Below are 21,460 nucleotides of genomic sequence, written 5' to 3'. Positions count from 1 at the left end.
ACTTTTTTAATCAGCCCGTTTGCCTCCATACGCCGTATCATGTTGGACATGGTAGCCTGCTGGATACAGATCTTTTCCGCCAGCTCCGACATGGATTGTCCGTCCCGCTGCGACAGGCGGTACAGCAAAAAATCCTGCCCTTCGTAAATATTTACGGCGGACAGCATCTCGTTCTTCTTGTTGCGCCTGCGTTTGCAGATCTCTACAAACAGGAAGCCAATGCCGGTATAGTGCTGATTTTCTTTCACGGAATAAAGGTAGGGAAAAATTACATAGCCGGCATAATAATTCCTCAATAATCCAGCACCCCGAACTTCCCTTCCTCAAAATCCTTCTCCGCCTGCGCAATCTCTTCCGCCGTATTCATCACAAAATTACCTTTTGCAGCCACCGGTTCATCTATAGGCAAAGCCGATAAGTACAGCAGCTTTGTATCCGCAGTAGCCGTTACCGTTATATCTGTACCGGTTTTACTGAATACCACCAGGTGATATTTTTCCACCGGCTGCTGGTTTACCATAACTGCACCATCCAGCACGTACAGCAATGTCCAGTTGCCTTCCGGCGCTTCAAAGGAAATGTTTTTGCCGGCCTGTAAAGTGCCGAAGATGGAGGTAACCGGCGTAAAAGAGGTAATAGGCCCGTTAAGCCCGTTATATTCACCGCTGGCCAGGCGCAGGTCCGTACCTGCTTCCGTAGTGATGGCCGGCATTCTTTCATGGGTGGACTGCTGGTAAAAAGGTTCGCCCATTTTATGCTTTGCCGGTACATTTATCCATAGCTGCACCAGCTCATAGGTGCCACCTTTTTGTAAAAAATCTTTGGTAGGCCCTTCGCTATGCAGCAAGCCGCTGCCGGCAAACATCCACTGCACCTCTCCTGCTTTCAGCACACCGCTGTTACCCAGGGAATCCTTATGATACCCCTCACCCTGGAATAAAAAGGTAACCGGTGCAAAGCCCCGGTGCGGATGCGGATGCAAACGTTCCGGCGGGGAGCCGGCCGGGTAGGTTTGCGCAGGCAAATGGTGCACTACAATAAACGGGCTGGCAAAGCGGAAATCCTTATGGGGCAGGGATTGCAAAATGGTTTCTTCGCCAATGCTTTTAGCCCGGCCTTCCAGTATGTGCTCAATTTTCTTTTCCATGGTAAAATGTTTGGGTGTGATTACAAGCCGTCCATAATGGTCACAATTTCGCTGGGCTTGCTCAGCAGCTTGTGAATGGGGCAGGCTTTGGAAATTTCAAGCAGGCGGGCGCGCTGGCTGTCATCCAGTTCTCCCGTTACCGTTACCTCGCAAAAAAAGGTATTGTTGCCGGAAGGCATCTGATCGCCTTTCACCAGGTCTACCTTTACTTTAATGGTATCTACCCTCCATTGTTTTCGCTGTGCATACATGCGCAGGGTGATCACTTTGCAGGAGGCCAGGGCCGTGCATACATAATCGCCCGGCGCAGGACCGGTATCTGTACCGCCCACTTCCGCCAGCTCATCGGCCAGCAGCTGGTGCTGGTGTACTTTAATATCTGTTGAATAATTAGCGCCGGTGTTTACCGCTTCTGCAGTAGCTATGATCTTTGGCAATGCAAATAGTTTTGTACAAGATACAATTATTCCGCAGCCGCTTCCGGGTTCCAGATATCTGCATAATTTTCCGGGTGGCGCTTAAACTGTGCATACACATAGGGGCACAAAGGCACCACCTGTAGCTGGTGCTCCCGCGCATAAGCCACCAGCGCATCCAGCAGCTGCCTGCCATAGCCCTTGCCTTCTGCCTCCGGCAGCACTTCTGTATGATAAGCGGTGAGCGCCTTACCGGCTATGCCTATCACCATTTCTCCCATTTGCTGCTCACCTTCCATCACATAAAAAGCGCCGTGCTCTTTTTTATTGAGCCTGATCTTAATTTCTGCCATATTAATAGTTTTGAAAATGCTCTTTCATTACCGCTTCCTCCTGCCGTATACGAATGATCAATGGCACCAGGTATATAACCATTCCCACGCACAACGTAACCCATGCATGCAGGAACACCGCAATGCCTATGAGCTCCGGTATCACGTTCAGGAAGTAGTTCGGATGCTTTACATATTTGAATAAGAATGAGCGGTTGAGTACGTGGTGTGCAGGCGGCGCTATGATCAGCTTTACCGTCCATACATGGCGCAGGCTATAGATCACGTAATACAGTATAAGGATGGAGAACACATAAACACCCAGGCCTGCAAAGCTAATGGTATCAAAGAAAAAAGCGCCTTTGCAGCCACCTTCAATAGCTGCGGCAATGTAATAGGCAAAGTGGGCCAGCACTAAAAATGCAGAGTTCTTTTTGCCATACTCCACAGCGCCCATCTTTTTAAGCTTACGTTCATTACCGGCAGAAATAAAAATTGATAGCAGGCGGATAAATACAAAGGCATAAAAAATGAGGAGTGTTGTGGCTTCCATGGGTTCTTCTGTTAGTCTTTGCGCAAAGGTAGCCAAAAAATAGCTTAACTTAGCGCCCAGCCTCTATGTACGACATCCTGTTAACATACATTAGCCAGCGTTCAGTTACGCCCATTACAGCGGAACAGGCAGCCCTTATCCGCGATGCATTTAAACCCAAAAAGCTGCGCAAAAAACAATACCTGCTGCAGGAAGGGGATGTATGCAAATACTTATCCTTTATGGTTAAGGGCGCTATGCGCCAATACTCCATAGATGAAAAAGGCAATGAACATATAGTGCGTTTTGGTATTGAGCAATGGTGGATGGCAGACCGGGAAAGTTTTGAAATGCAAACCCCCAGCCGGTATAATATTGATGCCTGGGAAGAAACGGAGCTGTTACAGGTCTCCCGCCCCGCCTACCTTTCCTTACGCGATGCAGTACCGGCTGTTATGGAATTAACACAGGAGCTGGACAAACGCGGTTCCATTGCCGCGCAAAAAAGGATCCAGGCGGTGATCAGCTACACCGCTGAAGAAAGGTACCTGGATCTTTTGAAAACACATCCCTATTTCCTGCAACGTTTTCCGCAGCACATGATCGCCTCTTACCTGGGCATTTCCGCTGAAACCCTGAGCCGGATCCGTAAACAGGCGCTTTCCAAATAGATCTTCTTGATAAATGTCAAGCCGTTTTCTTGTTATTTGTCATTCCGGGACGCCTTGCTACCGGCCTACCTTTGTGATGTAAAAAATCAATCACAATGTCAAAAACAGTTTTAATTACCGGCACCAGTACAGGTTTCGGTAAGCTCAGCGCTCTTACACTGGCCAAAGCCGGCCATACCGTTATAGCCGCCATGCGTGGCACCACCGGTAAAAATGCAGCCGTGGCACAGGAGCTGGCAGCGCTTCCCAACATCCAGGTGGTGGAAATGGATATAACCAGCGATACATCCGTACACAACGCCATACAACAAACCCTGGCACAACATGGTAAAATAGATGTGCTGGTGAACAATGCCGCCGTTTCCGGCTTTGGTGTGCTGGAAGGTTATTCGCTGAACCAGGTGCGGGAAATGCTGGACGTGAATTTATTCAGCGTGCTGCGTACCTACCAGGCGGTACTGCCCTCCATGCGCGAAAAAAAGAACGGACTTATTATCAACGTTACCAGCGGCGCCAGTGGCTTTACCATGCCTTTTATGATCCCTTACTTTATTTCAAAATTTGGTTTGGAAACCATTACAGAAGGTATACAGGAAGAGCTCAAAGCATTTGGTATTGAAAACGTATCCCTGCAGCCGGGCGTGTACCCCACGGAAATGAACAATGGTACCAAAACAGGCGTAAATGCCGACCGACAGGATATTATAGCCGCTTATGGCGAAAGCTCCGCACAGGCTTTTCAGTCATTGGGCACAGCTTTATTTGGGAAGATGGCTGCCTTTAAAATGGATCCCCAGGTGATTGCAGATGGTATACTGAAGCTGGTGAATATGGAAAAAGGCACACGTCCTTTACGTTTCCCGCTGGATGCTATTGCGCAGGGCACCGACCAGGAATTTATTGATAGCCGCGCCGCTATTAAAAAACGCTGGTTAAGCGCTTATGGTTATCAGCCTTCCTGATAAAGAACAAACTTATTGCAGCAAACGGGCAAAACATGTCCGTTTTTGCTGTATATAAAACTTTCTTTTAACTTTCCTGCCTAAACCACCAAATGATGGAACAATCACAGTTATTTATAAAGATAGCCCTGCATGCATGGGAAATGAACATTAAACGAACAAGCGCCATCTTCGATAGTTTAACAGACGAGCAGCTGTTAACAGAAATAGCACCGGGCCGTAACCGCGGTATTTATATACTGGGCCACCTGGTAGCCGTGCATGATATGATGCTGCCCCTGCTGGGCCTGGGCCAGCGGCAATATCTGCAGCTGGATGAAGCCTTCATTTCCAACCCCGACAAAGCCATTGCCGGTTTGCCATCGGCACAAGACCTGCGCGCTTACTGGACCAACATCAACCAAATATTAAGGGAACAGTTTGATAAGCTAACACCGGAAGAATGGCTGCAAAAACATACCATGATAACAGACGAGGATTTTGCAAAGGAGCCTCACCGCAACCGCTTAAGCGTATTGCTGAACCGCACCAATCATAACGCTTACCACCAGGGGCAGCTGGCATGGGCTAAGGATAAATAGGTTACTGATACAGCTCCTGGCAGTTATTGCAGAAAAAACTACGGCGGTTGGTTTTACCCAGGTGCTGTTTTACCAGCGGAATATTACAACGCGGGCACGTTTTTTTCGTATGTGCCAGCCAGTGCTTTTTTAACACAAACGCTTTTTTCCATTCCAGGAAATCATAGCTGTACTGCACCGCCTCTTTGATCAGCAGGTTTAGCTGTTTGGCAGGCAGCTTACCGATTATACTAAGCGGGTGAACACGTATGCGGAACAGCACTTCATTTTTAATAATGTTGCCGGAGCCTGCAAAAATATCCTGGTTCAGCAATGCATCGCAGGCCAGCATATCCGGCATGGCCAGCAGCTTTTTCTTTGCAGCTTTAGCATCCCAGCTTTCACTCAGCACATCGGCGCTCCAGTCATACACCTCGTCCAATGGTTCCGTGATTAGCTTAATGGAGCAGGCATATAAATTCAGGGTACCATTCTTAAACTGCAGGTACAGGCGGGGCGTTGTTTTCTTTTCTTCGCTGATCAGGTAAGAGCCGAATAACAGAAAGTGCACGCGGATGGTGAACTTGGGAAAACAAATGAGGAAATGTTTGCCCCAGCTTTTAAAATCCTTTACCACCTGGCCTTCCAGCTGGGGTAATTCCAGCCGGGTATTGCCCCCGGCGCCTATTACTTTTTTGCCTTTAAATGCTTGTAAGGCTTCTTTTAATATTACAATGGACGGACCTTCCGGCATAATCTGCGTGTTTTGGCGTACCAATAGGTACACAAAACACGCGCCAGCCGCAACCGTGCTTAACCGTGCACAATCTTGTTCGTATACCAGTTACGGTCATAATACACAAAAAAGGAAAGCCATATTATGCGGGAGAGGCGCATCAGCAAAGGCTGCATAAGCACCAGCAGCACGGCATTCACGCCTATCCACCAGAACAAACGGTTATCATTTATGGATAAGCCTATCAGCACCCACCAGGCAATAAAGCTGGCCACACTAATAGCCACGGCCAAAGCATAGCTCACATACCCGGTACCAAAGTAAAAACCGGTTTCCGGTTCTGAGGGTTGCCCGCATACATCACAATAGGTTTTCATTTCCATAAAGTTCTTTAGGTTGTAAGGATTGCTGTGCTTATATAATTTACCGGTACGGCAGCGCGGGCATTTATTCTGCAATACGCTTAACAGCAAATTCGGTTTGTTGGGATGGTGTTCATGGGCACACATAGTATATAGTATTTTTAATGACTGAATTGTTTACGGAATGCTTCCGGTGTTAGCCCCGTGTTCTTTTTAAAGAACCGGTTAAAGTATGAGTTATCCTGGAAGTTTAGATGCCAGGCAATTTCTGTAATGGTTAGCTCCTTATTCACCAGCAGGCGCTTAGCTTCCAGCAGCACACGGTCGCGGATCACCTCACCGGCGGTTTTACCCAGCAGGTCCTGGCAAAGCGCATTCAAATGATTGGGCGTTATGTACAGCAGCTCCGCATACTCTTTAGGCAAACGGATGGTGTTGTAATGCTGGTTAATGAGCTGCTGAAAATTATTCAGCAGTAATTGCTTTTGCGGCGGTATGTTATGCCGCACGCCGGTAGCAGTGCTGCGCTCCAGCTGAATAAAAAACTGCAGCAGGTAAGTGCGTATCATATCCAGCCCGCTCTCCCGCGGCTTTTCCAGCTCCTGCAGCATATGCTCGAACAGCTGTACGATGGTTTCCCTTAAAGCTGCCGGGATCTTTAATACGGCCGCTTCACTATCGCCTTTAAAAAAGTCAAAGCGCGCCAGGTATTGCTGATCATTTAAAAAAGATTGAAAAAAGGCCGGTGAAAAATGCACCAGGTAACCTTCTACCCCACCCTCAAAATGCCAGCTGTGTACCTGTCCGGGTATCATAAAATATACCTGGTACGGCTGTACGGTAAAATGGGTGAAGTCAATGGTATGTGTACCGGCGCCTTTGGTGAACAGCACCAGGTGATAAAAGGAATGCCCGTGCTGGCTGTGCAGGTGCTGATGCTTTTGTACATAAGGGCCCAGGCGCTCCATCAGCAGGTCCTGCTGGGTATGACCCGGAATGATGCTGTAAATATCATATACCGGTATCTTTGTTTTTGCCATGGGTGATTGCTTTTGTACTATGCAAAGGTACAAAAGGCCCTGGCCTGAGTGTGGGATCAATCAGGGTTCCTATGGTACTTTTTACTGATCCGGGGTATTTTCCCCGGCTATAAGGGCGGTAAATGAAGTGACAAGCTCTGCTACCGCAGTTTTAGTAGCCGCATCCGTAATATTTCCGTTGCCATCCACCTTTCCCTTTACTCCGCGGATCAGCAGCTGGGTAGCTGTGGTAAACCGGGATTCAATCGTTTTCATCACCAGCTGCAGGGCTTCATGCGCTTTATCGCCCATGGCCGATGCGGTAATAAGTGCCACCGGCTTGCCGGAAAAAATGGTGGTAGATACCATCCATTCCAGCGCATTCTTTAAGCTGCCGGGTAAGGTGAACACATATTCCGGTGTGCAGATCACCACACCATCTGCCGCCTGGATCTTATCACGGAATAGTTGTACGGCCGGCGGCGCGGGTGTAACATCCAGGTCTGGGTTAAAATGCGGTAAGGTATCTATGGCCGGGCAGATCTCTACCTGCAGCCGGCCTTCGGCCAGGGAGGCAAAGGCTTTCAGCAATTGCAGGTTAGCAGAATCTTTTCTTGTACTGCCGGAAATAGCCAGCACTTTATATGGATGGGCGTTCATGCCGTAAATGTAAACATCCTTGCAAATAAAAACAGGCAGCTGCTTTTACGCCGCCGCCTGTTTGCTTTTACAGGATCGTTACCGGCTTAGTTAACCGGTATAATGTGCTGCGTAGCTTCCCTGCCGGCTATTAAAGGCAGGCTTACCTGCAATACACCGTCCACATACTTTGCAGCGATGTTTGCTGCATCAATGGACTCATTCAGCGTAAAGCTGCGCTCAAATCCCCCGCGGCTGTATTCCCGCCGTACCCAATCCGGGCGCGGAAAACCATCCGGTGGCGTGTAGGAAACAACCAGCTCGTTACCCTTCACCTCCAGGTGAAAATGTTCCCGGATGCGGCCCGGGGCAAATACCAGCATTTCATAGCTGCTGTCTGTTTTGTAAATGTTCACAGCAGCTCTTTCCATAGAGCGGAGCATCAGGTGCCGGTTCCTGCCTCCGTAGTGTTGGCCTTTTGCGGCCCATGACTGATGGTAGTTCATGTTGTACTTTTTAAAAGTGAAATAATAGTACTTCCCTTTGATGACGATTGAGCAACAGAAATATTTTTACCGTTATTTTCCCGTAGGGGAGCGGATCCTCACGCATTGGCCCGCTTCTTGATTGTACTGGTTCGAGTAATTGAATTGCTGCAAATCCCTGCTAAATTGCCGCGTAGTATCAGATACTGTATTCGTTCATGCAGCGCAATAACACAAGCAGATTTCATCTAACGCCCATAGTAACGACACTGAAAAACCAGAATAACTTTATGAAACGGACCACCATTCTGTTGAGTGTTTTATTGTACCTCTTTACAGCACCTGTGCATGCACAGTTCCTGGATTCGCTACTTATTCAAGTAGGCACCACGGGTACTTTTGCCACTAAAGACTACCAGCCTTTGTGGATCACTGCACAGCATTACGGCGCATTAACAGACCGTAAGTCAGACCTCTCTACCCAGGTAGGTTTCACCAATATGCATGTGCTGGGCAACAATGATCAGTTTTACATCAAGTACGGTGCATACCTGAACAACAACGACCACTTTAATAAAGTGTTCGTACAGCAAGGCTACCTGAAGCTGGGTTACAAGAACCTGGAGCTGCGCGCCGGCCGTTATAACGAGATCGTTGGCGAAGTAGATCCGGACCTTTCCAGCGGCTCACTGGGCGTAAGCGGCAATGCGCTGCCCATACCACAGATCGGGCTGGCATTAACCAGGTATGTGGATGTTCCTTTTACCAACGGCTGGTTACAGTTCAAAGGCCAGATAAGCCATGGCTGGATGGGCGATCATAACCAGTTCGTACGCGATGCCTGGTACCATCAGAAAACCCTGTACCTGCGCGCAGGTAAGGAAAGGCTGAAAGTAGGCATTGGCGTAGAACACTTTGCCGTATGGGCCGGGCACCGGGATGGCCTGCCTAAGCTGGATAAATCATTCGGCGGTTTCTGGAACGTATTGCTGGCTAAAGAAGCCAACGACGGCAGCGTGGGAGGCGATATACTGCCTAACCGCGCCGGCGACCACCGCGGGGTAATTGAAGGTACTATTGACTGGGAAAATGATGTTACCGCCTTACATGCTTACATGCAAATGCCTTTTGAAACAGGCCAGGGTATTAACATCCGTAATATAGACCGCCTCTGGGGATTAGCTTATACCAATAAAAATGAAGACTCCTGGCTGAAGAAGGTAGTAGGTGAATTTCTTTACACCAAACAAATGAACGACTGGTACCTGATACGCCTGCGGGAAAGCTATTACAACAACGGTATTTACCTTACCGGCTGGGAATACCAGGACCGTATTGTAGGTACCCCGTTATTCACCGACCGTAAAAAGGCCAGCGAGTATTTCCCGGGACATATTGAGCCATTTGACTGGGGGGCGCCCGTTGATTCTTTTAAGGGCAAAGGCTGGAACATTGTAAATAACCGCGTGGTAGGCGTGCACCTGGGCGCTATGTACACCATTGCGCAAACCGTGAATGCCAAAACGCGCCTCACTTATACGCAGAATTATGGAAATGCTTTACCCGGCGTATTCTCGCCTTCCAAATATGAGTTTTACGGTTTGCAGGAGTTCAGCTACCAGCTGCCTTCCATTCCGCTGACCATACGCGCCGGCCTGGGGCTGGACTGGGGAGAGCTGACGGATAATGTGGGCGGACTGCTGGGGGTTACGTGGTCGTTTGACCGGCGCCTTCGGAATGAATAATTAAAAATGAATAATTAATAATTAATAGCATGCAGCGGTTCAGGAAAAGGATCGCTGCATTTTTGTTTAATAGAATGTAAAATCATAAATGTAAAATGTAAAATTATAAAGTGAATGCAGCGGCCGGACACTCCGGTATCGCTGCATTCACTTTTACATTTATGATTTAAAATTTTACATTTTACATTCCTCTAATAACCCTCCCCCAACAAAAAAAGGACCCAGCCTTCGCTGCGTCCTTTTCCTATTTTTCAAAGTAGTTAATCGTTTACAATGTATAAGCCGGGCGATACGGGATCTTCACCAATATCTCCACATTCTTCCCCGCTTCTACCGTTACATCAAAGCTGCCTTCATGCAGCTCCGCAATATAAGAGATCAGGTAATAAATACGCTGGTTCAGCATTTCCGTATCAAAATGCAGCTTACCGCTGTCGTACGGCTGGGCCTGCGATGAAAAGAAATAGCTGGCTGCATTAGCAGAAAAACTGCCTTTGATCTCAAAATGATTTTCCTCAAAAATAAACCGCATTTCCGGCGACTCATTCGTAGGTGAGTTCTTCATCATCCAGAAAAAGATGTTCAGCACCATCTGCCTGATCAGGAACTCATCTACATAAGCATCCGCATGCTCCCGGTGCATCTCCATTTCCACGGTAGATCCAAAGAGCGTATTATACGGCTCATCATGCATAAAGTTGCGCAGGAAAAAAACGATGCTCGTTAAGTTCTTTTTGGGTTCAAATGACTTATTTAAGATATGTTGAATGATCCTGACATTTTGCAGCTGGAACTCCAACTCTATCACCTGCGATTTAATGGCTCCTGCCTGCCGCGTTATTTTTCCGCTGGTTACTTTCTCCCCCTGCGCCGGATTGCTGCTGTTGCCACCGTACAGCTCAATAAGCTCTACGCTGGACAGGATGCTGGACAGGATCGATTTCAATTCGTGAAAAATATCTTCGATCAAGCCTTTGCTTCCCAACAGATCAAAACGATTTAAGGGTGAAGCTTTCATTGTCAAACCCGGATTTCTTGTGCCCAATGTTAAATAATCTTAGTGAATAAAGGGTTGCAATATGGTTCCCGCTTCCATATCAGAATATAAACAATAATCTTCCGTTTTTTATTTTACTGCAAGTTTGCATCTTTTTAAAAAAATCACGCTACTGAAACAAGTACAATATACTGTTTTTTACGTTTACATGCCCGCTTTTTACTACTCATTACAAGGCGTTCGCCTTACTAGAATGCATTTTTATCGCCACGCACAGTATTCATTACAGTCATAAACATGATGCGCAGATCCAGGTACACCGACCAGTTCTCCATGTACCAGATATCGTGCTCAATACGTTTTTTCAGCTGGTGTTCTTCCGTGATCTCACCGCGGAAACCATTCACCTGCGCCCAGCCGGTAATACCGGGTTTCATGAAGTGACGCACCATGTACTGCTGAATAATACGGGAATATTCTTCCGTATGGCGCAGCATGTGCGGGCGCGGCCCTACAATAGACATATCGCCCAGCAGCACGTTCAGGAACTGCGGCATTTCATCCAGGTTGGTTTTGCGCAATATGCGGCCAATGCGCGTAAAACGGTTGTCGTTCCGCGATGCCTGCTTTGCATCCGCATCCTTATTCACCTTCATACTGCGCAGCTTCAGGCAGCGGAAGGTTTGGTTGTTACGGCCCGTGCGGTGCTGTATGAAAAAGATGGGGCCTTTGGATTCCAGGCGTATCAACAGCGCCAGCAGCGGTATCAGCCAGCTTAGAATAAAAATGGTTACCAGCCCGCTCACCACAATATCGAAAATGCGTTTGCGGATACGGTTGGCAATATCATCCAGCGGTTCTGAACGCAGGGAAATAATTGGAATATTATTGAAATAGTCAATGTATATCTGCCGGTTCACAAACATGCGGAAGTCCGGTACAAAACGGAAACGGATAAAATGTTTTTCCGCCTCATGCGCCAGCGTATACAAATACGGGAACTGCTCCGGCGACAGCGTAGAGTAGATCTCGCGGATGTTATTCGATTTAGCATACGGCACACAGTCTTCCAGGTTCCCGATCACCGGGTAGTAAGAAAGCTCATGCACTTTGCTGTACTCTTCAAAAAAACCTTCAAACTGCAGGTTGCTCTTTACATCCAGGAAACTATCCACCAAACGCTTGGATACCTCGTTGTAGCCCAGTATCACCACCTTCTTCTGAATAGCTTTGCTGCGCAGAATGTAATTGGTGACCAGGTAAAACAGGAAGCGGTTAATAAGCACCACCAGCACAAACAGGGAGCAGTACAGGATCACGAAAATACGTGAGTACAGCAACCGGTTCAGGAACAGGTAAGCCAGCAGGAATAACAGGAACAGGAAAATACCCTGTAACGTTTTACGCGCCACCCGCTCGTAGGAAAGCTGCTGGCTGGCAAAATAAATACCGGTGGTATACAAGGCTACCATCCAGGCAATATTGGCGCCCAGCAAAAAAGTATCTACGTCAATATGAATAGCCAGGCCGTTTTGGCGCAGCCAGGATCTTACGAGGTAAAAAATTGCATTCAGTCCAATAAAGTCCAGCACCACGATCTGGATGCTGCAAATTTTGAGATATCGGTCTAACATATAAAGATGTTGTCAAGGTTCTAATTTTCACTGTTCACTACCGCCTGTTCAAAGCGCGACATTATTTTGCCTATCGATAAGTAGGTTTCCGCGTACTCACGCGCATTCTGTGTTATAGTAGCTGTATCTGCATGGTCAATAGCCTGGTGCATGCCCTCATTCAGCGCCTGCTGGTCTTCCGCATTCACCAGCACCCCCATATTGTAACGGGCTACCAGGTCGTACAGGCTGCTGCCGGGATTAGCGGTGATCAGCGCCAGCCCGCCCACGGCCAGTATGGTAGTGAGCTTGGACGGCATTACCAGGTCGCTGGCATTGGCTTTCTGGATCACTAAATGTACATCCGCCATGTTCAGGAAGCGGTTGAACTTTTCAAGCGGCTGCAGCGGGAAAAAGATCACCTGCTGCAGGCCCATAGCAGCTGCCTGCTCCTCCAGCTTGGCTTTATACGGGCCCGATCCGCAGATCAGGAACTTCAGCTCCGGCCGGTTGGTAAAGGTTTTGGCCGCATGCAGTATAGCTTCCAGCCCCTGCTTTTCACCAATGGCGCCGGAGTACAAAATGATCTTATCCGTTGGCGCAAAACCAAATTCCTGTTTCAGCGCAGCCCGGTTTTCCAGCGGGTGGAACAGGGATACGTCCACCCAGTTGGGGAAGAAGAAAATATCCTTCCCTGCTTTTTCCTGTATTTTACGCATCATACCATCTGAAATACTACTTACAATATCCGCCTGCCTGAAAATGTACCGCTCCACGCCAAACAGCATTTTGATCAGCGCTTTGGATTTTATCATATTCAGGTCGCGCGCAGCTTCTATCTGCATATCCTGTATGTGGTACATTACTTTGGCGCCGCGGAACTTTTTGTACAGCACGGCCAGTAATCCCAAATGAAAAGGGGGCACCACCGCAATCACCACATCGAATTTTTTACCCGGCAGCAGCTGCATTACTTTAAAAAAGGCGCTCAGTGCAAAGGAAAAATCCAGCAGCATTCTTTTAGCGCCGGAGGGCGCTGCAGGCACATACTGCGGGCAGCGGTGCACGCTTAGCTGCGTGCTGCCATTAACCACAGTGGGCACTGCCAGCTGTTCCTTTTTATACCAGGATTTACCCTTATCATACGGTGGCTGTACTTTCCACTGCGGATAATAGGGGTAAGAGGTAACCACCGTACATTCGTAACCGTTAGCTGCCAGCCAATGCATCATTTCGCCATTATACTTCCCGATACCGGTAGGTTCGGGTGCAAAATTTCCACCAATAAGCAGTACACGTTTTCCCATATCTTATACTAAAAGTTATCAGCGTTTAACACCTATTCATCAAACACCAATCCCTTAATTATTAATTCTTAATTATTAATTCTCAGCTACTCATCACTCTTTCCCTTACTGCTACGGCAGGGTTGCCCGTATAAATGCTCCAGGCTTCCAGCTCCCTGGTAGCTACGGAGCTTACCGTTAAAATGGCATGGGTGCGGCATACCACACCCGGGCAAACCACGGATTGTGCGCCTATCCATACTCCATCTTCTATAATGATCTTACCCAGCCGGTAAGGAAAATCACTTTTCTTGTAGTCATGGTTACCGGTTAACAGCAGCGCACCCTGCGATACGCATACGTTGTTGCCCAGCACCACATCTTCCAGGTTATCTATCCATACCGATTCTCCTATCCAGCAATCGTCCCCGATGGTCAGGCGCCAGGGATTCTTGATCCGTACCTTTTGCTTGATCACCAGCCCCTTGCCTACCTTAGCGCCAAACATGCGCAGCAGCGCAGCTTTAAAGCTATAGGGCCAGGGAAAGGCGCTGTTCATAATACCATAGTTCAGAAAATGCCACGCCACTACCTTCAGCGTACCTGCGCCGGCATTATAATGACCTGTTGTAAATTTTGCTAACTGCGTTTGCATTTTATGATTGCATGTTAAGTCTGCTCAAAAAAAAGCGGCACAAATATGCGCCAATAGCTGTTCCCACGGTATTCAGCATCACATCGTCCACATCCGCTACTCCCAGGTGGGTTATATACTGCACGATCTCTATCAGCCCGCTGCTTAAAAAACCCAGCAATATTACCGTACGTATGCTGGTAATGCGGAACACGATCATCATCACAAAAGCAAAAGGCACAAACAGCAGTATGTTGCCAAAAAAGTTGCCCAGGAACAGCACCCAGTGCACCAGTGCATTGTTGCCTTTGTAATGGATCATATCGTCCCAGGTACTTTTAAAAGGCGTTAGCCGCGTACGGTACTCACCCTCAATGGGGCGCTCCCGGCGGGCCGGCGCCCACAGCACAATGTAAGAGAGTATAACGCCATACCCCAGTGCAGCCAATACCTTTAATCCTTTCATTCCACTACAATATTATAATCGCGCTTTAACAGAGCCACCAGCTGTTCCCGGCTGCTGTTGCCGTTTAGTTTTTCTTCAAATTCCTGCACATTCACATCCACCAGCAGACGGTACCAGTACCCCTGCATAAAGTGAAAAATAAAACCCCGGTAACCATCCAGGAAACCCAGGCGCATCACATACCGGAAAATGAAGTATAACAAAGCCCGCACGCTGGGCCTCATAGATGAATACACTTTTTCTTTCAAAAAGCGTTTGCGTTTGGCCTGCGGATCATCACTTTCCAGCAGGCGCCCATCCGTTCCCATAAAACCATACTTAATGTTCAGCAGGTCTACCATTTCACGGATGGCGTAATTATTATGTTTGTTCACCCACCAGTGAATGGAGTTCAGGTTATGATCCACAATATGCTCTTTGAACATAATGGTCTTACCTTCTGAAAGCACAATGTGCTCATCCATCCAGCGCTGTTCAATACTACCTTTGCCTTTACGCCATATACGCAGTAAGGTGTGCGGGTAAAAACCGCCATACCGGATCCACTTATCTTTAAAGAACACTTTGCGGCGTATGTAAATGCCGCTTACCTCTTCCGGCACGGTGGCTAAACGGGTGTTGATCTCCGTGATCAGCGGCGGCTCCAGGTATTCATCTGCATCCATCCGCATTACCCAGGGCGTGGTTACCGGACAATTGTCCAATGCCCACTGGAACTGCACCGCGTAGTTGATCCATTTGTTCTGATATACCTTTGCGCCATACTGTTTTGCAATCTCCACGGTATTATCTGTAGAGTATGCGTCAATAATGAAAATATCATCAGTAATGCCGCGCAGGTTTTCCAGGCAGCGCCCTATATGTTTTGTTTCATTATAGGTGAGGATGATAACAGAGATACCCAACTTACTTACTGTTTTCGTACAATTCAACGTAATCCAAAGCCAGCTTGGTTTCGTTGAAGTCATTGTTTATTACATTCCTGGCTTCCCGTGAGATCCGTGACCTTTCTTCCTGTGCGTGGTAGGTAGCGGTGAGCTTTTCTGCCACTTCATCTATATTATCAATACCGGTGATCCAGCCCAGGTTCCTTTCATTTACATATTTGGATAAACCTACATTGTTGCTGATGAGTACCGGTGTGCCTACATATAGTGATTCTACTACTACAATTGCAAAATTCTCATTCAGGGAGGTGAGCACAAACAGGTCAGATTCTGCAAAGAACTGGAACTTTTCTTCCGGCCCTTTCCAGCCCGCCCATTCCACCTTATCATCCATATCCAGCTCCTGTACCAGCAGCTGCAGCTTTTGCACATACTCATCCTCACCGGAACCCGCTATGCGCAGGCGGTAGTTGAAACGCACACGCGCCAGCGCATACAGCAGTATTTCCAATCCCTTCTTGGGATCTATACGCGATAAAAAGCTGATGGTAAAAACATGGTTGCTCTTACGCGTATAGTCTTTCACCGGCAGGTCAACCAGGTTAAACACCATGGCGCCGTCATCCTTCCACTTAGGATTGTACTGGATGCTCTCCTGCCACTCCATGTGGGAGGATACATGCAGGAAAGTATTTTTCAGCAAACTTTTTCCAATGGTATTATGGATCAGCTGTTTCTTTTTACTGTTATTAGCCGTAAGCACATAATCGCAGAACATGCCGTGGGGCGACAGCACCGGTTTTACACCGCGCATGCGGCATACCATAGCGGCGCCTATTACCAAAAAGTTCCACCAGGAATGAATGTGCACCACATCAAAATCCCGCACGGTTTTCCAGGTAGCGCGGTACAGCGCAGGCGATACGTGCGTATGATCTTTGGTAATACGTTTAAAATATTTTACCGCCACGCCATTCACCATCACCGTTTCCCCCACGGGCACCTGCAGCTCTGTTTTGCCGTTGGCCGTAGTGGTATACACGGTTACGGAATGCCCCAGCTGCACCAGGCGCTCTGCCAGCCTGGCTATTACCACTATGGGACCACCGTAAATGTAGGCGGGTTTGTAAGACGGTACTATGAATAATATTTTCATTTACTGCTTTGTTTCTTTAGTTGTTGGCAACGGTTTCTATGGCCTGCATGGCATTATTGATCATCGTGTTCATGGTAAGCTCCTTTTTCACATATTCCCTTGCATTGGCGCTCATTAATTGGATCTCCGCATCCTGCAGGTTGTTCAGCTCCTGCAGGCAGGCGTCCACATCTTCAAATATCATTCCGTTATAGCCATCCTGTATATAACTGTACTCTACGCATTGCAGCAGCTCCGCGGTGCGCAGCAAAGTAAAAATGGGTTTGCCGTATGCCATGCCTTCCACAATGGAAAGCCCCACCCATCCCGGCTGAAAGTAAATATCTGCTGCGGCAAATAATTCATCCTTCTGCTGCCGGTCATATACAGCGCCAAAATCATATACATGCTTGTAGGGCGAAAAATCCGGTTTCAGCTTACCATCGCCAATAATGATCACACCGAATTTTTGCGGGTCCAGGCGCTCGATGAGCTTCACCAGCAGGTCTACCCTTCTGCCCGGCTCATTAAACCGTGCGCAGTAAATAAGCACACGGGGTTGTGTAATGTTATACTTCGCTTTCACGGCCGCTTTATCCGGCAGGGCCAGCTGCAATATGCTCTCTACATCAGAGATGGTATTACCCAGCGCATAACCTTTTACACCCGGTACGGCACGCTGCCAGATCTCCTGCTCTTTCTTGGTGTAGAACCAGATACCGTCGGCCATGCGTATCATGCACTTCAGCAAAAAGTTAGGCTGCTGCTCCTCCCGCACATACCGTTTTACGGAGATGCCATGCCCCCATAAAATAACCTTCCGGCGCAGGAAAGGTTTCATAAATAAAATGAACCAGGTGGAGAGGTGTGCAAAGTTTAACATCAGCACCAGCACCTTATAATCTTTCCTGAAAAATTTAAACGGGTTGTAAAGGATAAAAGGCCCTATGTTCAGGGCGTTCACCGGTTTCACCGGCGTTCTTCCCTGCGCAAAATTGTTCTTTGACAGCTGTTCCGATTCATAGCAATACAGGTCAAATGCAGCTTTCTGCTGCAGTTGGTTAAAGAACTGTTCCCGGTAATGGGGTATAAAAGGTTGTAGTATCGCTATCATATTCAAGTACTCAGTTGCCCATAAAATATTTGCGTAAAGTGCTGTTCCGCGACATAATATCCGACGTTGCAAAGCTCAGCAGGTACGCCACTATTATCACTAATACAGTTGGTAAAAAGCCGCTCACCGGGTGTTTGGCAATGCCTAAGCCCGTTTTAATACCTTCCAGGAAAATGCCGTGCACCAGGTAAATACCCATTGAATTATCTGACAGGCGTTTCATAAACCGGTTCTCCACCTTTACCTGGTACAGTACCCAGGCAAACAGCACGCCTATGAACAGGAAGGATACAAACAGGTGCGGCTTAAAATACTGCGCAATAAAAAGCAACCCGGCCAGTATTGGCACCAGTATTTGTGCTGTTCTATCGTACCGGCTTTTAATGGTGTTGTAGTTCAGGTAATATAACATGCCTATGCTGGCCGAAACCAGGGAAGGCACAAAATATAAGCGCAGGTGTTTCGTAAACCAGTCTGCCTGCTGCACACCGGCATTATTGGAAAAGATGATCACCAGCGCTATGATCACCACCGTCATTAAAGTAAGGTTAGCCTTGCGCACGTTCTGTCCTGCCACTTTCAGAAATGGAAAAAAGATCAGGAACAGGTAGAACAGATTCGGCAAATACCACAGCTGGTAAGAGCTGCCTTTGAACAGGAACATCTGCACCGGCGACAGCTCAAACGGCTCCTTCATATATACCGACTTGGCATAACGGATGCCCAGGTATATCAGCGTCCAGATAAAGAATGGGATCATGAGCCTTTTAAACCGGGCCGATGCCATTTCATTAAAGCTTTGCAGCCTGCCGCCCGCCACCTGGCTGGCAAAAAGGAAAAAGGAAATAGCTATAAATACCGGCACGGCATATTCATTGAGCCCGTTCAGCTTTTTGGTCCACAGGTTGGTTTCACAACCATGTATCCATACTACGCTGAATGCAGCAATAGGCCGTATCAGGTCAAAGCCTTTTACGTACAGCTTATCTTTAACGATGGGTTGCAGCAGTGCCATTATTTAAAACTATATTACTTACATCATAACCATATATCAGGCGCTGGCCTTCATGTATGGAATCAAAAGCTACCATGGTGCCGTCCTTTTTCCAGCGGGGGTGCAGGTCGCAATGCAGGCCGCTGCGCGTAAAGGCCATTTGTTCCAGGGAAAAGGCTTTCATTACACCCTTATCTACCCCGGTTAAATAAGCGGCCGATTCTTTCAGGTCCGGTTTGGTATCTATCATTTTATAGGTGCCCAGGTCCACACGTTTCTGTGTGCTGTACTGGAATAAGAACAGCACGCGGATTCCGTTTTCATCCGGGTAGGTATCGCAGATCATCCAGTCGCGGTTAGCCGGGCAAAACATAGGGTGCCCGTCTTCATTTATTATTCCTTTTGCCAGGAAAGCCGGTTCCGCATTGTTCTCATCTTTGAACAGCAGCCAGTTAAAAGCAGCATTCGGCTTGGCCGCAGCACCTTTTGGCTTTTTGTACATCAGCTTTTTAATCACCTTCTTGGCCTGTGAAATAAGGCCGGAAGGGATCATCCGGTACAGCAGGGAGCTTCTCAGCTTTTCCACGCCGCTGCCGGTGCGGCCCCAGATAGCAATGTGCGTATCATCCTTCCAGTCAAAGTGGCTCAAAAAGCCGCTGGCCAGGCATTTCAGGTCTTTACCATCTACGCCGATGGTCATCAGGCGGGTGGTTTCACCACCATCCTTTAACTTATAACGGTGCAGGAAAGCAAGGCGCGTTTGTGAAGGATTCAGCAGTAAATGCGTTAAGTAGTGATTGTTACCCAGGTTAGGGTTCAGCTGAAAATTAGCGATCTCCTTCAGGGATATCAGCTGCGATGCTGCTTTGGTATGAATGTTATGTTTTACAATACCGGTGTTCTCCGAAACATGCTCATTGGCATAAGCATCCGGCAGGCCGGTATAGCCATAGCCGCCTACGCGGTACAGGCGGGCATAGTCCAGGCCAAAGGCCCAGCCATCGTCTGTGATCACGTGGGTAGAGTGTTCCAGCTCTGTACATTCTTTGGTAGTGGTGTTATACACTTTGGAACGCCAGGCGCCGTTAATGCGGTCATTTACCACAAACAGGTCGGTATTGCCCACCCATTGCTGGCGGGCCCCCTGAGGGTAGTTGTAGGCGTAGGTTTCGCCCAGCTTTACAAAACTTTCATCGCCATTCACATAACCAATATCACAAGGCACATCCGGGTTGGGTGGTGTTAAGATATTATCAATGCGCAGGGCCAATAGCTTGTCCCCCGCTGCGTTCCAGGCTACCAGGTCATGGAAGCCAAAAAAGAAATTGCCCTTGCCTTTTGTTAAAACCTTTTCTTGCTGCATATAGAAATTCAAATAATTAAGTCATTTTGAGTGGCGCTTAGCGGCCGGCCAGTACTACGCCTTTCTCCTGTTTAAGCTGGGCCGCCTTTTCAAAAAAGCGGCTGTCAATGCTGCTGATCACACTATCGGACGATAAATAATAATCGCTGATATTGGAAAGCGCGGATAACAGCTCATCCTTTACTTTCTTTTTTACCAGGAATTCTGCGCTGATCATATTACCGGTAAGCGATCTTATTTTTTTGTGCAGGGATGATCTGCGGTACAGCGATACATGCGTAGCTTCTGTATTATACAGCTGAATGGAATGTAACCAGTCCATCCACTTAAATTCAGATACCTTGCCCCCTTCGGTAAAAGGGGTAGAGAGCACAAAACGGCTCCAGGGAACGCGCAATATGTCGGCCACAATAGCGCCGTGCATCGCTTCCGCAATTACGAATTTGGACGCGGCTATTTCCCGCAGCGTGTGCTCCACACCGTTTTCATTTCCGGGAGAAATGTAGTGGAAACCCAGCTTATCGCACAGGGCTTTCCAGTCAAAGAACTCCTGGGATTTGAAGTAAGGGATCACGCTTACCTCGTATTTCTTTTTGCTTTGCTGTATATTATTGAACTCATTGGTAAGACGCAGCGCATACGCAGCATCTGCAATGTATTCATATGCATTATTGAAATTGCAGGCAGATAAAGGGCCGCGCAGGAAACGGATGTCCCAGCTATCGTCCCAGGTAAAATTCTTATAGCCCGGGCGTATGCCGGTGCCAAATACGATCTTTCTTTTATTACCCAGGTCTTTGAATAACGGCGATCCGTTATACAAAATGGAGCCAATGCCAATGAAAGCATCATTGTCAGGTTTTTCTTCCCCAAACAGCTTGGGCCACAACCAGCCATTCAGGTCATCCCCAAAATTTCCCTTCGGATCTTTGTAATAGATATAGTTCACTTGAAAAACTTTAAATTTTCTAATAACCGCGCGGCATGAGCCACCGGCTGTGGTATATTCGGTATTCGGTAATTAATATCTTTTATATGCATGTTCCCTTTCTCACGAAAACACCTCGCTGCTGCTGGCAGCAAATTGAACGGCGTATTGCGAGGCTATCCAGTTGGTAAAATCCACGGAACGGCGGTCCCAGCTATGTTCGTCTATACTCACATCCGTTTTCTGCAGCTTGCCATCGGCCAGCGCAGCAATTAGTTTTGACAGGGTTTCAGGTTGGGTAGTATCAAAGTAACTGCCTTCATCACCGAATATTTCCTTAGGCTCCCCTATCTTACTGGTGAAGATGGGTTTCTTGAAAGGGATGTACATATAGATCTTGCTGGGACAACGCGCCCAGTCCTGTACTGTATCATTTA

At 47.8% G+C, this 21,460-nt stretch carries 26 protein-coding genes; 4 read left to right on the top strand and 22 right to left on the bottom strand.

Annotated elements, in window-relative coordinates:
• The 5 genes from VIM87_RS13435 to VIM87_RS13415 all read right to left on the bottom strand — a co-directional run.
• Nucleotides 1-248 (bottom strand): MarR family winged helix-turn-helix transcriptional regulator (locus tag VIM87_RS13435; RefSeq protein ID WP_331997495.1); only part of this gene is annotated, 248 nt, incomplete at its 3' end.
• Nucleotides 249-292: 44 nt separating this feature from the next.
• Nucleotides 293-1,147, bottom strand: a complete 855-nt coding sequence (locus tag VIM87_RS13430) for a pirin family protein (protein WP_331997494.1) — start codon at nucleotides 1,145-1,147, stop codon at nucleotides 293-295.
• 20 nt (nucleotides 1,148-1,167) lie between these two features.
• Nucleotides 1,168-1,584 carry an OsmC family protein gene (locus VIM87_RS13425; RefSeq protein WP_331997493.1) on the bottom strand — a complete coding sequence of 139 codons (417 nt, stop codon included), beginning with the start codon at nucleotides 1,582-1,584 and terminating at the stop codon, nucleotides 1,168-1,170.
• A gap of 26 nt (nucleotides 1,585-1,610) precedes the next feature.
• On the bottom strand, nucleotides 1,611-1,916 hold the full coding sequence (locus tag VIM87_RS13420) for a GNAT family N-acetyltransferase (RefSeq protein WP_331997492.1): 306 nt from the start codon (nucleotides 1,914-1,916) through the stop codon (nucleotides 1,611-1,613).
• Between the two features lies 1 nt (nucleotide 1,917).
• Entirely contained in the window at nucleotides 1,918-2,448 is a 531-nt protein-coding gene (locus VIM87_RS13415) for an isoprenylcysteine carboxyl methyltransferase family protein (protein WP_331997491.1), read from the bottom strand.
• A gap of 65 nt (nucleotides 2,449-2,513) precedes the next feature.
• Between VIM87_RS13415 and VIM87_RS13410 the strand changes: the two genes are divergently transcribed.
• The 3 genes from VIM87_RS13410 to VIM87_RS13400 all read left to right on the top strand — a co-directional run bounded on the left by VIM87_RS13410 (nucleotide 2,514) and on the right by VIM87_RS13400 (nucleotide 4,641).
• Entirely contained in the window at nucleotides 2,514-3,098 is a 585-nt protein-coding gene (locus VIM87_RS13410) for a Crp/Fnr family transcriptional regulator (protein WP_331997490.1), read from the top strand.
• 95 nt (nucleotides 3,099-3,193) lie between these two features.
• Nucleotides 3,194-4,060 (top strand): SDR family oxidoreductase, encoded by an 867-nt coding sequence (locus VIM87_RS13405; RefSeq protein ID WP_331997489.1) that lies wholly within the window; start codon nucleotides 3,194-3,196, stop codon nucleotides 4,058-4,060.
• A gap of 92 nt (nucleotides 4,061-4,152) precedes the next feature.
• Nucleotides 4,153-4,641 (top strand): DinB family protein, encoded by a 489-nt coding sequence (locus VIM87_RS13400; protein ID WP_331997488.1) that lies wholly within the window; start codon nucleotides 4,153-4,155, stop codon nucleotides 4,639-4,641.
• A gap of 1 nt (nucleotide 4,642) precedes the next feature.
• Here VIM87_RS13400 and VIM87_RS13395 read toward each other — a convergent pair whose 3' ends face one another.
• The 5 genes from VIM87_RS13395 to VIM87_RS13375 all read right to left on the bottom strand — a co-directional run bounded on the left by VIM87_RS13395 (nucleotide 4,643) and on the right by VIM87_RS13375 (nucleotide 7,882).
• Nucleotides 4,643-5,374: an endonuclease gene (locus VIM87_RS13395; RefSeq protein WP_331997487.1), complete on the bottom strand. Its 732-nt coding sequence runs from the start codon at nucleotides 5,372-5,374 to the stop codon at nucleotides 4,643-4,645.
• Between the two features lie 59 nt (nucleotides 5,375-5,433).
• Complete coding sequence (locus tag VIM87_RS13390; RefSeq protein ID WP_331997486.1) at nucleotides 5,434-5,865, bottom strand: DUF983 domain-containing protein; 432 nt, start codon at nucleotides 5,863-5,865, stop codon at nucleotides 5,434-5,436.
• 14 nt (nucleotides 5,866-5,879) lie between these two features.
• Nucleotides 5,880-6,758 carry an AraC family transcriptional regulator gene (locus VIM87_RS13385; protein WP_331997485.1) on the bottom strand — a complete coding sequence of 293 codons (879 nt, stop codon included), beginning with the start codon at nucleotides 6,756-6,758 and terminating at the stop codon, nucleotides 5,880-5,882.
• A gap of 81 nt (nucleotides 6,759-6,839) precedes the next feature.
• Nucleotides 6,840-7,397: an NADPH-dependent FMN reductase gene (locus VIM87_RS13380; RefSeq protein ID WP_331997484.1), complete on the bottom strand. Its 558-nt coding sequence runs from the start codon at nucleotides 7,395-7,397 to the stop codon at nucleotides 6,840-6,842.
• An 86-nt stretch (nucleotides 7,398-7,483) separates the two neighbouring features.
• Nucleotides 7,484-7,882: an Hsp20/alpha crystallin family protein gene (locus VIM87_RS13375; protein ID WP_331997483.1), complete on the bottom strand. Its 399-nt coding sequence runs from the start codon at nucleotides 7,880-7,882 to the stop codon at nucleotides 7,484-7,486.
• A gap of 269 nt (nucleotides 7,883-8,151) precedes the next feature.
• On the opposite strand from VIM87_RS13375, the gene VIM87_RS13370 reads away from it, so the two are divergent.
• On the top strand, nucleotides 8,152-9,606 hold the full coding sequence (locus tag VIM87_RS13370) for a capsule assembly Wzi family protein (protein ID WP_331997482.1): 1,455 nt from the start codon (nucleotides 8,152-8,154) through the stop codon (nucleotides 9,604-9,606).
• Between the two features lie 268 nt (nucleotides 9,607-9,874).
• Here VIM87_RS13370 and VIM87_RS13365 read toward each other — a convergent pair whose 3' ends face one another.
• From VIM87_RS13365 to VIM87_RS13310, 12 genes are all read right to left on the bottom strand, one after another.
• Entirely contained in the window at nucleotides 9,875-10,624 is a 750-nt protein-coding gene (locus tag VIM87_RS13365) for a hypothetical protein (RefSeq protein ID WP_331997481.1), read from the bottom strand.
• Nucleotides 10,625-10,851: 227 nt separating this feature from the next.
• Nucleotides 10,852-12,237 carry an undecaprenyl-phosphate glucose phosphotransferase gene (locus tag VIM87_RS13360; RefSeq protein WP_331997480.1) on the bottom strand — a complete coding sequence of 462 codons (1,386 nt, stop codon included), beginning with the start codon at nucleotides 12,235-12,237 and terminating at the stop codon, nucleotides 10,852-10,854.
• Between the two features lie 20 nt (nucleotides 12,238-12,257).
• On the bottom strand, nucleotides 12,258-13,523 hold the full coding sequence (locus VIM87_RS13355) for a WcaI family glycosyltransferase (RefSeq protein WP_331997479.1): 1,266 nt from the start codon (nucleotides 13,521-13,523) through the stop codon (nucleotides 12,258-12,260).
• An 82-nt stretch (nucleotides 13,524-13,605) separates the two neighbouring features.
• A complete protein-coding gene (locus VIM87_RS13350) occupies nucleotides 13,606-14,157 on the bottom strand; it encodes a WcaF family extracellular polysaccharide biosynthesis acetyltransferase (RefSeq protein WP_331997478.1) in 552 nt (183 codons plus the stop codon).
• A gap of 1 nt (nucleotide 14,158) precedes the next feature.
• Nucleotides 14,159-14,602: a VanZ family protein gene (locus VIM87_RS13345; RefSeq protein WP_331997477.1), complete on the bottom strand. Its 444-nt coding sequence runs from the start codon at nucleotides 14,600-14,602 to the stop codon at nucleotides 14,159-14,161.
• Nucleotides 14,599-15,507, bottom strand: a complete 909-nt coding sequence (locus tag VIM87_RS13340; protein WP_331997476.1) for a glycosyltransferase family 2 protein — start codon at nucleotides 15,505-15,507, stop codon at nucleotides 14,599-14,601. Before VIM87_RS13340 ends, VIM87_RS13345 begins: the two co-directional genes overlap by 4 nt.
• 1 nt (nucleotide 15,508) lies before the next feature.
• A complete protein-coding gene (locus VIM87_RS13335) occupies nucleotides 15,509-16,645 on the bottom strand; it encodes an XrtY-associated glycosyltransferase XYAG1 (protein ID WP_331997475.1) in 1,137 nt (378 codons plus the stop codon).
• Between the two features lie 16 nt (nucleotides 16,646-16,661).
• Nucleotides 16,662-17,738, bottom strand: a complete 1,077-nt coding sequence (locus VIM87_RS13330) for a glycosyltransferase (protein ID WP_331997474.1) — start codon at nucleotides 17,736-17,738, stop codon at nucleotides 16,662-16,664.
• Between the two features lie 10 nt (nucleotides 17,739-17,748).
• On the bottom strand, nucleotides 17,749-18,753 hold the full coding sequence (locus tag VIM87_RS13325) for an acyltransferase (RefSeq protein WP_331997473.1): 1,005 nt from the start codon (nucleotides 18,751-18,753) through the stop codon (nucleotides 17,749-17,751).
• Nucleotides 18,728-20,095, bottom strand: a complete 1,368-nt coding sequence (locus VIM87_RS13320) for a hypothetical protein (RefSeq protein WP_331997472.1) — start codon at nucleotides 20,093-20,095, stop codon at nucleotides 18,728-18,730. The genes VIM87_RS13325 and VIM87_RS13320 overlap by 26 nt, the downstream gene beginning before the upstream one ends.
• Before the next feature lie 37 nt (nucleotides 20,096-20,132).
• Nucleotides 20,133-21,044 carry a polysaccharide pyruvyl transferase family protein gene (locus tag VIM87_RS13315; protein ID WP_331997471.1) on the bottom strand — a complete coding sequence of 304 codons (912 nt, stop codon included), beginning with the start codon at nucleotides 21,042-21,044 and terminating at the stop codon, nucleotides 20,133-20,135.
• 102 nt (nucleotides 21,045-21,146) lie between these two features.
• Nucleotides 21,147-21,460 (bottom strand): hypothetical protein (locus VIM87_RS13310; RefSeq protein WP_331997470.1); only part of this gene is annotated, 314 nt, incomplete at its 5' end.

This window comes from Chitinophaga sp. (genome assembly GCF_036569125.1).
In the GTDB taxonomy this organism is placed as follows: Bacteria; Bacteroidota; Bacteroidia; order Chitinophagales; family Chitinophagaceae; genus Chitinophaga.
The sequence above is the reverse complement of the archived record's forward strand: the minus strand, read 5'-3'. Positions and strand labels throughout refer to the sequence as shown.